Source organism: Psychroserpens mesophilus (assembly GCF_050617655.1).
Lineage (GTDB): Bacteria > Bacteroidota > Bacteroidia > Flavobacteriales > Flavobacteriaceae > Psychroserpens > Psychroserpens mesophilus_A.
The window spans coordinates 541,945-556,987 of the sequence record NZ_JBODQC010000001.1 but is presented as its reverse complement, the minus strand read 5'-3'; the positions used below and the strand labels follow the sequence as shown (position 1 = coordinate 556,987).

The window sequence follows — 15,043 nt, the reverse complement described above, 5'->3', positions numbered from 1 at the left end:
ATATTATTTAAGTGCAGCTTCTTTGATAAACAAATTAAAACTGAAAGTGCAATACACTTTAGGTGAGCTAACCATCTCAAATTATCACCAAATATGTGAAAAGATGTATTTAAAGTCAGGCTTAATTCTTTACCAGATTTTTATTAATAACACCATTATTGGTTTTAATTTGCATAAAAAGTAAACCTTCGGAAAAAGTGGACACATCAATTGCTTCTGTCCACTCTGAACGATACAATACTTGTCCGATAGCATTGTAAATTGTTATCGAATCAACATTTAATGTTTCTGGTTTTTTAAGATTTATGGTTACTGAAGATGGATTTGGAAACACTTTAAGTTCGCTTTCAAATTCAAATGTGTCTGAACTAAGCACCACTTGATTATTTGCCGAAATAATATCATATTCTGGATTGAAAATCACTTCCTGGACCTCAAATCCTACAGACTCTGTGAACTGTTGCATATTTGAAGTATGATCTAATACAAGATCTAATTCTTCCCCAAAGGTTCCTATTAACCGTATTGGAACTGGTGCTTCAAAAAACGACACAGATGGATGGCTTTGAGATTGTAAAAGCTCAATTGTAATTTCATTAGGTGAAGACTGATTCCAGTTTACAGTATAACTTGGATAGCCTTGATTGTATAACCAGTCACTAAAAAATTCGGATAAATCTTCTCCAGTAGAGGTTTCTACAATAGCAATGAAATCTTCTGTTTTTGCGTAACCATAAGCATGTTCAGGAGTCGTTAAATAATCTTGTAAAGCTTGAAAAAAACTGGCATCACCTAATTTCTTTCGAAGTATATGTAAGACCATAGCTCCTTTATTATAGCTAAGTCGGGAACTAAAAATACGACTTACGCTTGTGGTATCAATATCACTTAAATACACTGCGCCTCCAGATTGTGATGTAATTGAATTAATACGCTGTTGCTTCCATGTTCTGAAATTTGAATTTCCATCTAAGTTTTCATAAACCAAGCCAGACAAATAAGTAGCAAATCCTTCATTTAACCATATATCTTTCCAGCTGCCACAAGTAATTTTGTTTCCAAACCATTGATGTGCAAGTTCATGAGCAATTAGGTTTCTTCCGTAGCTTCCCATAAATGAAACCGTTGTATGTTCCATACCTCCACCAAAGCCAAATTGTGCATGACCATATTTTTCATCTTCATATGGGTAAGCTTCAAAAAGGTCAATAAATAAATCCATAATGTCAACAGTAACAGGAGTACTTGCTTGAGCATTGGACAAACTTTCAGAATAGACATAATTTACAATATCAAATGGGTTTCCGTTGTTAGGAACCTCATGAGAATACACTTCGTAATTAGTAACAGAAATCGCAATCAAATATGCAGGAATCGGATAACGATGTTTAAAATGTGTTGTTTTGTTGGTTCCATTAATGACCTGACTTTGCTCTAATCCGTTAGAAACAGCTATATATTCTTCATTTGTTGGATTAAATCGTGGTGCTGTAATTAACACATCAATAGAATCTATTTTATCTATCAAATCTTGTTTACAAGGCCACCAAGCTTTTGCTCCATAAGGTTCAGACAAAGTCCAGATAGTAGGATCACCATTATGAGTTTCCTGAACAAAAGAACCTAATCCAGAACTAATAGGATTTCCGGAGTAACTAATCGTCAACGAATCTAATACACCTGTATTCTGAACAACAGGTAAGGTTATTACCAATTCATCATTAGAATTTTGGGTGAATGCTAACATCGTTCCTCTTTGCTCTACCTGAGAAACTACAATGTTACTAGACAAATCAAAAGTGACAGTACTCATGTTACTTTTAGCTTCAAAGTAAGTGGTAACATCTCCAGAAATAAAAGCAACTGAAGGATCTAAATCTAGTTCCAGTCTATGGTATTTTAAATCGTAATTCCCTGTATTTAAATTGGCTCTATGCATTATTTGGCTTAAAGCAGATTTTGCTTCAGCAATGCGTACATCTTCTAACGTTTCATTAAAATCTTGAGAAAACGAATGCAACGATAGTAGGCAAAAAAGGGTAAGTAATAGTATTCTCATAGAACTCTAATTTTTTCTTTCTTTTAGCAATATAGCGTGTTAAAAGTACTGAATTTGTAGTAAATCTGTCGTATTTTTGCATCCAAATCTTACATTAAAGTCATAAAAACCAAGTTATGCTCGCGTTTTTTAAACAATTTAAACTCTTTTTCATTGTACTGTTAATTGTCTCTGGAGTAATCATTTCTATTTTCTATTCTATACTTAAAGTAGAGCAACCCTTACCAATTTATCAACCAAACCGCATAGACGCATCTCTTGTAGATAGTACAATTCAGCATAAAAAGAAATACCATACAATAGCAGATTTTAAGCTTATAAATCAAAATGGGAAAATCATTACACAAGATGATTATAAAGATAAAATTTATATTGCTGATTTCTTTTTTACAACATGCCAAACCATTTGCCCGATTATGACAGATCAAATGCATCGCATTCAAGAAAATATTATTAATGACGATGAGGTGATGCTTCTCTCTCATTCTGTAACACCAGAAATAGATTCTGTAGCACAATTAAAACGCTATGCTATCGAAAAAGATGTTAATGATGCTAAATGGAATCTCGTTACAGGTGATCGTAAACAAATTTATGATTTAGCGCGAAAATCGTACTTAGTTGTTAAAAATGATGATTCTGAAGACTATGGAATGATTCATACTGAAAATTTCGCACTCATCGATAAAGACAAACAAATTAGAGGCATCTATAATGGCGTTAGTCCAACTTCTGTTGACTCATTGCTTCAGGATATCAAGCGACTCAAAAAGGAATATCAATAGTTTTATCACAACAATTTCTTCACAACGATTTTTTGACTTATTTTTGCTTCTTTAAAATCAATCTAAATAAGCTTAAAGGTGACATTAGCAGATATAAAACGAGGACAACAAGCCATCATTACTGATGTTTCCTCAATTCATATTCCTCTTAAATTATTAGAAATGGGATGTTTGCCTGGTAATTTAGTAGAACTTGTTCAAGTGGCTCCTTTTGCCGATCCAATGTATCTCAATATTAACGGAACTCACTTGGCAATTAGAAAAGAAACTGCAATTCATATTTTAATCGATATTACTAATGGCTAAACAAATTAATGTTGCGCTTATTGGAAACCCGAATACAGGAAAAACATCTGTCTTTAATGCTTTAACAGGTCTAAATCAAAAGGTTGGCAATTATCCTGGCATAACTGTCGAGAAAAAAGAAGGGGTTTGCAAATTGCCCAGAGGTGTAAAAGCCCATATCATCGACCTTCCAGGAACGTATAGTTTGAATGCATCGTCATTAGACGAAAACGTGGTGATTGAATTATTACTTAATAAAAATGATAAAGATTTTCCAGATGTAGCAGTTGTGGTAAGCGATGTTGAAAATCTTAAACGAAATTTACTACTTTTTACTCAAATAAAAGATTTAGAGATTCCAACGATTTTGGTCATAAATATGTCTGACCGAATGAAATATAAAGGTATTCAACTAGACATCCCTGTTTTAGAAAAAGAACTGCAAACTAAGATTGCTCTTATCAGTACCCGAAAAAATAAAGGTATAGAACAACTCAAAGAGCTTATCATTAATTATAAAGAACTTTCTGTAAAACCTTGTGTTAATGCATCAGAAATTGATCATAATTATTTCGATAATCTCCGTAAAGCATTTCCAAATCAATTATTATATAAGCTTTGGTTGGTTATTACTCAGGATGTTAACTTCGGAAAAACGGACAGAAATGAAATTGACGCTATTAATAGTTTTAAAACGAAGAGTAAAGCCGATTTAAAACGATTACAGCAAAAAGAAACGATTAAGCGATATCAATTTATTAATAACGCGCTTAAAAAAGGGCAAACCATCGATTTGAAATCAGCTAAAGATTTACGCATTCAACTCGATAGGATTTTAACTCATAAAGTTTGGGGATACCTCATTTTCTTTATCATTTTACTGACCATATTTCAAGCTATTTATGATTGGTCAAGTGTTCCGATGGACTTTATAGACACAGTTTTTGCGTCCTTTAGTGAATGGACAAAAAACAGTTTACCTCAAGGTGCATTTACCAATTTAATTGCTGAAGGCATTATTCCTGGACTTGGAGGAATTGTGATTTTTATTCCTCAAATAGCCTTCCTGTTTCTATTCATTTCTGTTTTAGAAGAAAGTGGTTATATGAGTCGTGTCGTTTTTTTAATGGATCGTATTATGAGACGTTTCGGACTCAGCGGAAAAAGTATTGTTCCTTTAATTTCAGGAACTGCTTGTGCCATTCCAGCCATAATGGCAACCAGAAATATTGAAAGCTGGAAAGAACGTTTAATTACCATTCTCGTAACCCCTTTTACAACATGCTCTGCCAGACTTCCTGTGTACCTTATCATCATAGCTTTAGTAATTCCTGAAGGTCGATTTATTGGGTTAAGCTATCAGGCACTAACTTTAATGCTTTTGTATTTAATAGGATTTGGTGCTGCAATTGTATCAGCCTGGATGTTGAATAAAATACTTAAAATTAAAAGTAAAACATTTTTTGTGGTTGAAATGCCAAATTATAAATTACCACTATTCAAAAATGTAGCACTGACAGTTATTGAAAAAACAAAGTCTTTTGTCTTTGGAGCTGGTAAAATCATTTTAGCCATCTCCATTGTCTTATGGTTTTTAGCATCTTATGGTCCAGGTGATGACTTTAATAAAGCTGAAGAAATTGTAGCCATAGAATATGCATCTCAAAACTTATCTGCTGAAGAATTACAACAAAAAATAGCGTCTCATAAATTAGAGCATTCCTTTATTGGAATTGCTGGTCATGCTATTGAACCTGCTATCAGACCATTAGGTTACGACTGGAAAATTGGTATTGCCATTGTAAGTTCATTTGCTGCCAGAGAAGTCTTTGTTGGTACCTTAGCTACTATTTACAGTGTAGGAAATGATGAAGAAGAAACCATTAAAAACCGAATGGCAGGAGAAGTTAATCCTATTTTAGGCGGACCATTATTTAATTTTGCCAGTGGAATTTCACTCTTATTATTTTATGCTTTTGCCATGCAATGTATGAGTACGTTAGCCATTGTTAAACGGGAAACCAATAGCTGGAAATGGCCAACCTTACAACTTGTTATCATGAGTGGTTTTGCTTATATTGTTGCTTTAATCGCTTTTCAAGTCTTAAAATAAAATGAATACCATCATACAAAACATACTCGTTTTTACAACACTTGCCATTGCAATCGCTTTTCTGGTGCGTAAATTCATCTGGAAACCAAAAAAAGCTTCAACCAAAGCTTGTGGTGGAGATGATGGTTGTGGTTGTCATTAAAAAACCATTACTTATATTTTTTTAACCATGCCAACGTATGAGCAACCTTGCTGATTAAATTACTTGGTTTTCTATTAATGCCATGTGACGCATCAGGCAACTCAACCAATACAGTTTCTATTTTTCTGAGTTTTAAAGCATGGTATAGTTGTTTGGCTTCACTTGTAGGAGTTCGCAAATCATTCATTCCAACAATAACCATTGTTGGTGTTTCAACATTGCCAACTAATGAAAGTGGAGAAAATTTCCAATAGGTTTCAAAATTTTCCCATGGTTGATCAGGATATCTTGAATTAGCATATCCATAATAATTATCTGCCACTAAAGTTTTGCTAATCCAGTTAATCACAGGTTTATGCACAACTGCAGCCTTAAAACGATCGTTTTTTCCTATCATCCAGGCTGTCATGATGCCTCCAGCACTTCCTCCAGTAACGTATAATTTAGTTTGATCTGCAAGACCTTTATTAATTAAGTAATCAACACCATCCATCACATCGTTATAATCTTCTCCTGGATAATTATTGTATAGCAAATTTGCAAATTCTTCACCATAGCTCGTACTTCCTCTTGGGTTTGGATAAAATACTATATAACCATCAGCTGCATATAATTGCATTTCAGGAGAAAACCGATCACCATAATTAGAAATTGGTCCACCATGATTTTCAACAAGCAAAGGATACGATTTTGATGCCTCATAAAAAGGCGGCTTTACAATCCAGCCTTGAATTTGTCTTCCGTCAAACGTTGATGTGTACCAAACCTCTTCAACTTCACCAAGTGTTCTATAATCTAAAACATCAGAATTTAAATCGGTAATCAATGTTGGTTCCTTTTGATTCGATTTCAACACGGCTAAATCTGAAGGATATTCTGGTCGTGTATGTGTGTAAACAATGGTGCCTTTATTTGATACAGAATAAGATCCTCCACCATAAGGACGACCAATAGTGGTTCCTCCCAAATCATCACCAAGTTTTGTGATTTGTCCAGACCTTGTTATATGAGCTATTTTAGTATTACCTTTACTATCATAGGTAAAATACAAACCTTTTCCATTAGGCTCCCAAGAAATATCAGACACACTTTCATCTAAATCTGAAGATATAATTCTGCGATTAGTACCATCTATATTTATGAGATGTAAAACCGTATTTTGGTACGTTTGTACTTTATCTAAATACCCTAAAAAAGCAATTGTTTTTCCGTCTGGAGAAACTCTAGGTGAATAATCTGGACCATCCTGAGAGGTCAAAACTTTAATGTGCTTTGTCGCTATATCAACACTGTAAATTTCACTGTTATTAAATCTATATTCCCAATCTTCTACTCTATTTGCTGCAAAATAAATGGTCTTTCCATCAGGAGAAAATGATAAACTACTATTATGGTCATAATGGCCTGTTGTAATTTGATGCGCAGAACCACCTTCCGCAGGAATTGTGAAAATATGAGTAAAACCGGGTTCCATGTAACCAGAGCCATCTCTTTCATGTTTTAAACGGTCTGTTATTCTTGCTGGTTTTGCCCATTTTGCTCCTTTAGGTTTTGAAGGCAAATCAGCAATCACAGGAGGTTTTTCAGATATAAACATGGTGAATGCAAGATGCGTTCCATCTGGAGACCAGGTTAAATTTCCAGGAGATTTTTCAAGCTGTGATAACTTTGCAAACTGACCTGTTTTAGTCCAGTACATATACAATTCTGAACCTTCATTTGTAGCACTTATAAAAGCAATTCGATCTCCACTTGGTGACCATCTTGCCTGAGATTCATTGACTTCTCTTGAGGTTAATTTTTGATGTGAAGAACCATCAGTATTGATAATCCATAGATTTCCTTGCGAATTGTCATTCATAATATCAAATCTGTTACGTCTGTAAACAATTTGCGAACCATCAGGAGATATTTGCGGATCTGAAGCCCATTCTAATTCAAAGACATCTAAAGGTTGAAACGGTATTTTTTCAGCTTGGGCAAAACCAATTTGAAATGAGAAAACGAAGGTTAAAAAGAAACAAAATCGAAACATGTGGAGATCATTAAAAATTAAAATGTGAAATTACTAATAAATTAGTAAAATTGGTTTTAAACTATTTTAGGGAATTTTTCTTAACTTTGTTGGGATGAGTAAATTATTTGCCATACTATTATCTTCTTTAATTCTTTTACAAAGTTTAAGAATAGAATATAATGACATTATCCAGATAGATGATTTAATTGAACACGCTCAATTTCATAAAGCTGAATATGGTGATAATTTCTTCGTTTTTATTTCTAAACACTATGGCGAGCTTAAAGATGACCATAGCAAAAATCATCAGGAAGAAGAAAAAGATCATGATCAATTGCCTTTTCAATGTCATGACCATATCGTAACAATCACAGCTTTTGTGATTCAAAAATGCTTCTTAGAAATTGAATCGGTTGAATTATTAGAACTGAAAGACAGCCGTTTTCATTACCAGTCTACCTTATCTACTTTACACAAAAAAAGCCTCTTACAACCTCCAAAACTCGCATAATTCATTTTAGTTAATTTTTGTATCTGTCAACTTATTTCCTAATGAGTTGTCACTCACTTTATCAAATGAATTATGTTATCTCATATTATAAAATTTAGTCTGCGGAATAAATTTATCATTCTGCTATTTACACTTTTTGTTATTGGCTTCGGATTGTATTCGTTGTCACAAATTCCCATTGGTGCTGTTCCTGATGTCACCAATAATCAAGTTCAGGTCATTACAACATCTCGTAACCTATCAACTCAGGATATGGAACAGTTTATCACCTATCCTGTAGAATTGGAGATGGCTAATCTTCCAGGCGTTCAGGAAATTCGATCTGTATCCAAATTTGGGTTGTCTGTTGTAACGATTGTATTTGATGATGATATAGGCACCTATTTGCCTCGTCAACTCATCGCTGAAAAAATAAAATCGGCTTCTGAAAAAATTCCGGAAGGTTTCGGTACTCCCGAAATGGGACCAATAACAACTGGTCTGGGAGAAATCTATCAATATATTCTTGATGTAGAGTCAGAATATAAGAACGATTATACTGCTGAAGATCTTCGTACCATTCAGGATTGGATTGTTAAGCGTCAGTTGTCCGGAATTCCTGGTGTAGTTGAAGTCAATACTTGGGGAGGGTTTTTAAAGCAATATGAAGTTGGACTCAATTCTGAGAAGCTCAATGCTATGAATATTACTGCTCAGGAGGTCTTTACTGCTCTTGAAAACAACAATAGTGTTGCTGGAGGTGGTTACATAGAAAAAGTAAATCAAGCTTATTTTATTCGAGGAGATGGTTTGGTAAACAGTTTACAAGACATCGAAAATATTGTCATTAAAACCAATGATGGCGTTCCGGTTTATATTAAAGATGTGGCTTCGGTAGGCTATGGAAATGCTACACGATTTGGCGCCATTACAGGAAATGGTGAAGGTGAAAAAGTACTAGGTCAGGTGATGATGCTTAAAGGAGCAAACTCCAAACAAGTGATTGAAGCTGTTAAAGATCGTGTCGCTTCCATATCAAAATCATTGCCTAAAGGTGTTTACATTAATGCGTTTCTTGATCGAAGTGAACTCATTGGGAAGACAACATTTACAGTTACAGAAAACCTAGTATTAGGTTGTTTAATCGTAATTTTTGTGGTGGTTTTATTACTAGGTAACTGGCGATCAGGTTTGGTTGTAGCCTCTGTAATTCCGCTTTGCCTATTATTTGCTTTGTCTTTTATGTACATATTTGGAGTTGATGCTAACTTGATGAGTTTAGGTGCTATTGATTTCGGAATCATCATCGATGGCGCAGTTATCATAGTTGAATTTATCGCTTACAGAATTACCAAAAACCACGACAAACTTGCAGGTTTAAAATCTGAAGATTTACAATCCTATAAAGATGATATTACCTTTAAAGGCGCTTCAAAAATGATGAACTCTGCAATTTTCGGTCAGCTTATCATTCTAATTGTTTTCATTCCAATCCTGTCTTTAAGTGGTGTTGAAGGGAAAATGTTTAAACCTATGGCTTTAACCTTCAGCTTTGCCTTAATTGGAGCCATGATTTTTTGTTTTACCTATGTTCCTGTCGCTGCTTCCATATTTCTTAAACCCTCAAAACCTTCAGAAAAAAATATTTCTGTTCGTTTGATGCGTTGGCTCAACAGCATTTATGAACCAACAATTAATTGGGCATTACAAAGTAAAAAACTTGTCTTAGGACTTTCAATACTGCTTTTGAGTTTTTCGATATACCTGTTTGCAAATATGGGAGGTGAATTTGTACCAACATTAGATGAAGGCGATTTTGTGATTCAACCGGTTTTAAAAACAGGAACTTCGTTGAGTAATACAGTTGAGATTACGACTAAAATTGAAACCATTTTATTAGAAAAATTTCCAGAAGTAAAACAAGTCGTTACCAGAATTGGCGCAGCAGAAGTGCCTACAGACCCTATGTCTATGGAAGAAAGCGATGTTATTATCGTATTACATCCAAAAAAAGAATGGGTTTCTGCATCATCAAAAGACGAATTAGCTGATAAATTTAAAGAAGCACTGGCTGTGATTCCAGGTATGGAAGTAGAATTTACACAACCTATAGAAATGCGATTTAATGAGTTGATTACTGGTGTAAGAGCTGATATAGCTATCAAAATATTTGGTGAGGATTTAGACATCCTTTCAAAAAAAGGAAGCGAAATAAAATCACTCATTGAACATGTAAATGGAGCAGCAGATATTTCAGTAGAAAAAATTGATGGCTTGCCACAAATGAGTGTGAAATACAATAGAGAAAAAATAGCACGTTACGGACTTAACATTGAAGATCTTAATACTATGCTATCCATGGGATTTGCAGGACGAACTGTAGGCAACATCTTTGAAGGTGAAAAGCGATTTGACCTTGTGGTACGCCTAGAATCCTCAAAACGTCAAGACATCGATAACATCAAAAACCTCTATGTTGATTTACCAGATGGTGGAAAAATCCCTTTAAGTGAATTAGCATCTATCACTTACGAAAAAGGAGCCGCCAAAATATCAAGAGATGATACCAGAAGACGTATTGTTGTTGGAATTAATGTTCGAAATCGAGATTTAGAATCTGTAGTCAACGATGTGCAAGCATTGATTGATACGCATATAAAACTACCTACAGGATATACGATTACTTATGGTGGTCAATTTGAAAATTTACAAAATGCTAAATCGCGCTTATTAATTGCTGTACCTATTGCATTAATCCTAATTTTCATAATGCTTTACTTCGCTTTTAATTCAATTAAAGAGGCCCTTTTAATCTATTCTGCGATACCGCTCTCTGCAGTAGGAGGCGTTTTGTTTTTATGGATAAGAGATATGCCTTTTAGCATTTCGGCTGGTGTTGGCTTTATAGCACTTTTCGGAATTGCTGTTCTCAACGGAATTGTACTTATTGAACATTTTAAAGAACTAAAAAATGACGAATTTGAAACTATGGAAGCACTCATTAAACAAGGTACAAAAGACCGTTTACGAGCTGTCCTTTTAACAGCAGCAGCAGCAGCTCTTGGTTTTTTACCTATGGCTATCTCTACCAATGCTGGAGCTGAAGTACAAAGACCTTTAGCAACCGTTGTCATTGGAGGTTTAATTACAGCAACCTTACTAACGATGATTGTATTACCTGTACTGTATTCCTATTTTATGAGTACAACTTCAAAAAAAATAAAGCTTAGAGAAAATAAACATTTTGGAGTTGTAGTCCTTCTATCTTTATGCTCAACATTATCTTTTGGACAACAGAAATCCGTAATACTAGATGAGTTAATTACCAAGGCTATTGAAAATAATTCAGGACTCAAGGCTAATAAACTAAAGGTTGAACAGTCTGATGTATTAATTTCGACAGCTTTTGATTTTGATAAAACGGAAGTGTATTATTCTTATGATGAAAACAATTTAGCATTCAACAATAAACCTCTCGATGTATTCGGAATACAACAAGGGTTTAAATTTCCAACTGTTTATTTTGCAGGTAAAAAATTGAACTCTGCAAACTACGACCTTGAAGCATCCAATTATGCTATTCGCGAAAAAGCATTAAAACGTAAGGTCACATCTGGTTATTATCAATATCTGTATGCTAAAGAAAAGGCTCAGGTTATTTCCAGTTTAGATAGTTTGTATGAAAATTTTGCTGCCATTGCGAAACGACGTTTTGAATTGGGAGAAACTAATTATTTAGAAAAAATTACGGCTCAATCCAAACAAAAGCAAATCAGACTTAACCTGTCTCAGGCACAACAAGAACTCAAAGTCGCATATGCCAATTTGAAAGCTGTTGTTCAAAGTGAAGATACTTTGACTATTGCCTCAGAGCCATTCACTAAAATTCCGTTAGAGATTATGGATTTAAATGGCAGTCCTGAAATGGACTATTATAAAAACAAAATCTTAGTATTTGAAGCACAGCGTAAATATCAAAAACAGGAATTGCTTCCAGATCTAAGTCTTAATTATTTTCAAGGCACCAATTCTGGAATCAACTCCAATTTAATTGGTTATCAGTTTGGTTTAAAAATCCCTTTGCTTTTCAATGCACAGTCATCACGCATCAAATCATCTAAAATAGCAATAGATATTGCTGAAGAAGAATCGCAAGATTTTGAAATTAACTTCAACACCAAATATCGAGAGTTGCAATTAGAACTTGAACAATACGAAAAAGCACTCGCCTATTTTGAAAACGAAGGAGAAGCTATGGCTGATGAAATTCTTAAAACAGCTAACAGTAGTTTTAAAAATGGTGAAATAGATTTCTACCAATATATTCTAAGTGTTGAGAATGCATATGACATTCAGATTAATCATCTGGAACACCTCAACAATTACAACCAAACCATTATAAAAATTAATTATATAACCCTTTAAAATCAACGTTATGACACGTATTACATATATCGTTTGCTCTACTTTAGTTCTTCTGTTGCTTATGAATTGTAAAAATTCTGAAAACTCCCCTGAAACTACTATTTCAGAAGATGAAGATAGCCGCATACAAGTTTCTAAAGTTCAATTTAATCAAAACAATATGACTTTAGGAACGATAGAAAAAAAAGCAATGCCAATAAAGATTTCTGTCAATGGAATGATTGATGTTCCACCTGAAAACAAAGCTGTGATTAATTCAACAGTTGGAGGTTATATTAAAACAACACCTCTTTTAGAAGGTGACGTTGTAAAAAAGGGACAAGCTTTAGTAACCCTTGAAAATCCTGAATTTGTTACTATGCAACAAGATTACATGGAAGTGAAAGAGCAATTAAATTATCTAAAAGCAGAGTTTAATCGTCAAAAAACCATGTTGGAAGAAAACATTACGTCTCAAAAAAATTATTTAAAAGCTGAAAGTTCCTATAAAACTGCTATGGCTAAATACAACGGACTTAAAAAACAGTTAGTCATGCTAAATATTTCGCCTAAAAGTGTTGAACAAGGTAACATCTCCTCCATCGTGACTTTATTTGCGCCAATTAGCGGAAGCATTTCAAAGGTTAATGTAACCAGAGGAACTTACGTATCTCCAGCAACATCTATTATTGAAATTATTGACAACTCACATATCCATTTGGAATTATCTGTTTTTGAAAAAGATATTATGAATGTAGAAAAAGGGCAAAAGATAACCTTTAAAATTCCAGAAGCTTCTAATGAACTATTTTATGCTGAAGTGCATTTAGTTGGAACCACAATAAGTGAAAACAGAACAATAAAAGTTCATGCGCATCCACTTGATGAATCTCATAAATTCCTAACAGGAATGTTCGTCAATGCAGATATTATTACCGAAGAAAAAGATGCAAATGTACTGCCAGAAACTGCATTTGTAGAGATTGAAGATGACTATTATGTATTGCTTTTAAATGAAACCACAAACACGGATTACTTTTTCAATCAGGTAAAAGCAACTGTTGGAAACACAGTTAATGGTTATACAGAACTATTAGAAAGTGCAGACATAAAAGAAACAGATCAACTTTTGGTTAATGGCGCTTTTAATTTAATAGGTATAGAATAATTATGACTACCTAAAAATAATTGCTATAATTAAAATTTTAGTTACTTTTGTAAAATATTTAAGTAAGCTTAAAAATTAATTAAAGCGCTCAAAAATGTCTGTAGCAATAGAGAATTTTGTAAAAGCCATTTACAATAATGACAAGCATGATATCAAAGACACCAAACCTGGTAACATAGCAAAACAACTTGGTATTTCTAATCCTGCAGCTACAGATATGGCTAAAAAATTAGCTGCAAAAGACTTACTGCATTACGAAAAGTATCAAGCACTTCAACTCACCGAAAAAGGTAAAAAAATGGCACTCAATGTCGTTCGCAAGCATCGACTATGGGAAGCCTTCCTCTTTAAAATGTTTGATTTATCACTTCATGACATTCATCGTGAAGCTGAATTATTGGAGCATCAAACGTCTGATTTACTGGCAGAAAAAATTAGTGAATATCTAGGACATCCAAAGTTTGATCCACATGGTGATCCTATTCCAAATGCTGATGGCGAAATTACAACACAAGACACGTCAATCTCTCTTGCCGAAGCAAAAGAAGGACAAACATACACTATAGCCAGATTAATGAGCGACGACAAAGAATTCTTTGAGTTTTGTGCTTTAAATGAAATAAAATATCGAAATACGTTAACCGTTTCAAAACAATTTAGTGGCAATAAAATGACCCAAATAGCAATAGGTTCAAACACCATTGTTTTAAATGAAAATTTTACTAAAATTATTTATGTCGATGAAAACTAAATTCTTTAAAGATCATTTAAAACAAAGCTTAAAAGGTTTCATAATAACTTTTATGACTACAACAACTGTAGTTGATTCATTTGCTCAAAATGAAAATGAATCTAATATTGCTTCTGAACCTCTGGTGACTGATAGACCTGATATAACTGAATCTGCATCAACAATTGCTCCTGAATATATCCAGGTCGAAACAGGAGGTGCTTATGAACGGTTTGAAGCTAATAATGTCAAGTTTGAAACGTACACCTATAACACAACTTTAGTCCGTTTAGGGTTATTGGATAATTTAGAATTACGAGTTGGCTGGAACTTTTCGGAAGGACAAACCACAGTTAACGGAAGTAAATTAGAAAATATCTCTAGTGGTTTTAGTCCCTTATTATTAGGAACTAAGATTGCCATTGTAGACGAGAAAGGATGGAAACCACAAGTTGGAGTTTTAGGTCATTTATACCTGCCTTTTACTGCTGGTGAAGATTATCGACCAGCAACTACTGGAGCAGATTTTATTTTCGCTTTTGCACATACATTGAGCTCAAAATCAAGTCTAAGTTACAATCTCGGAGCACGCTGGCAAGATGATTCTCCTGAAGTTTCCTATTTGTATTCTTTATCCTATGGATACAGTGTTTCTGATAAAATAGGAATTTATGCAGAAATTTATGGAAATCTTCCTGAAGACAGTAAATCTAGTCATCTTTGGGATACAGGATTAACCTATCTTTTATCTAAAAATATTCAGTTAGACGCAACAATAGGTTCTGGAATTACTCAAGTACAAGATTTATTATTGAGTGCTGGTGTAAGCTTCAGATTACCTACTAAATAA

11 protein-coding genes are annotated in these 15,043 nt (G+C 33.9%); 9 read left to right on the top strand and 2 right to left on the bottom strand.

What is annotated here, in order from left to right; translation table 11 throughout:
- Positions 1 to 121: 121 nt before the first annotated feature.
- A complete protein-coding gene (locus ACRHNM_RS02450; protein WP_431133292.1) occupies positions 122 to 2,059 on the bottom strand; it encodes a M1 family aminopeptidase in 1,938 nt (645 codons plus the stop codon).
- A 116-nt stretch (positions 2,060 to 2,175) separates the two neighbouring features.
- Between ACRHNM_RS02450 and ACRHNM_RS02445 the strand changes: the two genes are divergently transcribed.
- From ACRHNM_RS02445 to ACRHNM_RS02430, 4 genes are all read left to right on the top strand, one after another.
- Entirely contained in the window at positions 2,176 to 2,844 is a 669-nt protein-coding gene (locus ACRHNM_RS02445; RefSeq protein WP_431133290.1) for an SCO family protein, read from the top strand.
- Positions 2,845 to 2,922: 78 nt separating this feature from the next.
- Positions 2,923 to 3,150 carry a FeoA family protein gene (locus ACRHNM_RS02440; RefSeq protein WP_431133288.1) on the top strand — a complete coding sequence of 76 codons (228 nt, stop codon included), beginning with the start codon at positions 2,923 to 2,925 and terminating at the stop codon, positions 3,148 to 3,150.
- A complete protein-coding gene (gene feoB, locus ACRHNM_RS02435; RefSeq protein ID WP_431133287.1) occupies positions 3,143 to 5,242 on the top strand; it encodes a ferrous iron transport protein B in 2,100 nt (699 codons plus the stop codon). Before ACRHNM_RS02440 ends, feoB begins: the two co-directional genes overlap by 8 nt.
- Before the next feature lies 1 nt (position 5,243).
- Entirely contained in the window at positions 5,244 to 5,384 is a 141-nt protein-coding gene (locus tag ACRHNM_RS02430) for a FeoB-associated Cys-rich membrane protein (protein ID WP_431133285.1), read from the top strand.
- 7 nt (positions 5,385 to 5,391) lie between these two features.
- Here ACRHNM_RS02430 and ACRHNM_RS02425 read toward each other — a convergent pair whose 3' ends face one another.
- Positions 5,392 to 7,419, bottom strand: a complete 2,028-nt coding sequence (locus ACRHNM_RS02425; protein ID WP_431133283.1) for a S9 family peptidase — start codon at positions 7,417 to 7,419, stop codon at positions 5,392 to 5,394.
- A gap of 94 nt (positions 7,420 to 7,513) precedes the next feature.
- Between ACRHNM_RS02425 and ACRHNM_RS02420 the strand changes: the two genes are divergently transcribed.
- The 5 genes from ACRHNM_RS02420 to ACRHNM_RS02400 all read left to right on the top strand — a co-directional run bounded on the left by ACRHNM_RS02420 (position 7,514) and on the right by ACRHNM_RS02400 (position 15,043).
- Entirely contained in the window at positions 7,514 to 7,912 is a 399-nt protein-coding gene (locus ACRHNM_RS02420; RefSeq protein WP_431133281.1) for a hypothetical protein, read from the top strand.
- A gap of 72 nt (positions 7,913 to 7,984) precedes the next feature.
- Positions 7,985 to 12,316 (top strand): CusA/CzcA family heavy metal efflux RND transporter, encoded by a 4,332-nt coding sequence (locus ACRHNM_RS02415; protein WP_431133280.1) that lies wholly within the window; start codon positions 7,985 to 7,987, stop codon positions 12,314 to 12,316.
- A gap of 10 nt (positions 12,317 to 12,326) precedes the next feature.
- Positions 12,327 to 13,463, top strand: a complete 1,137-nt coding sequence (locus tag ACRHNM_RS02410; RefSeq protein WP_431133278.1) for an efflux RND transporter periplasmic adaptor subunit — start codon at positions 12,327 to 12,329, stop codon at positions 13,461 to 13,463.
- A 94-nt stretch (positions 13,464 to 13,557) separates the two neighbouring features.
- Positions 13,558 to 14,214, top strand: coding sequence for a metal-dependent transcriptional regulator (locus ACRHNM_RS02405; protein WP_431133276.1), 657 nt, complete (start codon positions 13,558 to 13,560; stop codon positions 14,212 to 14,214).
- The gene (locus ACRHNM_RS02400) at positions 14,204 to 15,043 is read left to right on the top strand and encodes a transporter (protein ID WP_431133275.1); all 840 of its coding nucleotides are present in this window, start codon (positions 14,204 to 14,206) and stop codon (positions 15,041 to 15,043) included. Before ACRHNM_RS02405 ends, ACRHNM_RS02400 begins: the two co-directional genes overlap by 11 nt.

Excerpts from the sequence above, each read along its gene's own strand:
- ACRHNM_RS02450 (WP_431133292.1), bottom strand. The coding sequence starts at position 2,059 with ATGAGAATACTATTACTTACCCTTTTTTGCCTACTATCGTTGCATTCG.
- ACRHNM_RS02445 (WP_431133290.1), top strand. The coding sequence starts at position 2,176 with ATGCTCGCGTTTTTTAAACAATTTAAACTCTTTTTCATTGTACTGTTA.
- feoB (WP_431133287.1), top strand. The coding sequence starts at position 3,143 with ATGGCTAAACAAATTAATGTTGCGCTTATTGGAAACCCGAATACAGGA.
- ACRHNM_RS02430 (WP_431133285.1), top strand. The coding sequence starts at position 5,244 with ATGAATACCATCATACAAAACATACTCGTTTTTACAACACTTGCCATT.
- ACRHNM_RS02425 (WP_431133283.1), bottom strand. The coding sequence starts at position 7,419 with ATGTTTCGATTTTGTTTCTTTTTAACCTTCGTTTTCTCATTTCAAATT.
- ACRHNM_RS02420 (WP_431133281.1), top strand. The coding sequence starts at position 7,514 with ATGAGTAAATTATTTGCCATACTATTATCTTCTTTAATTCTTTTACAA.
- ACRHNM_RS02415 (WP_431133280.1), top strand. The coding sequence starts at position 7,985 with ATGTTATCTCATATTATAAAATTTAGTCTGCGGAATAAATTTATCATT.
- ACRHNM_RS02410 (WP_431133278.1), top strand. The coding sequence starts at position 12,327 with ATGACACGTATTACATATATCGTTTGCTCTACTTTAGTTCTTCTGTTG.
- ACRHNM_RS02405 (WP_431133276.1), top strand. The coding sequence starts at position 13,558 with ATGTCTGTAGCAATAGAGAATTTTGTAAAAGCCATTTACAATAATGAC.
- ACRHNM_RS02400 (WP_431133275.1), top strand. The coding sequence starts at position 14,204 with ATGAAAACTAAATTCTTTAAAGATCATTTAAAACAAAGCTTAAAAGGT.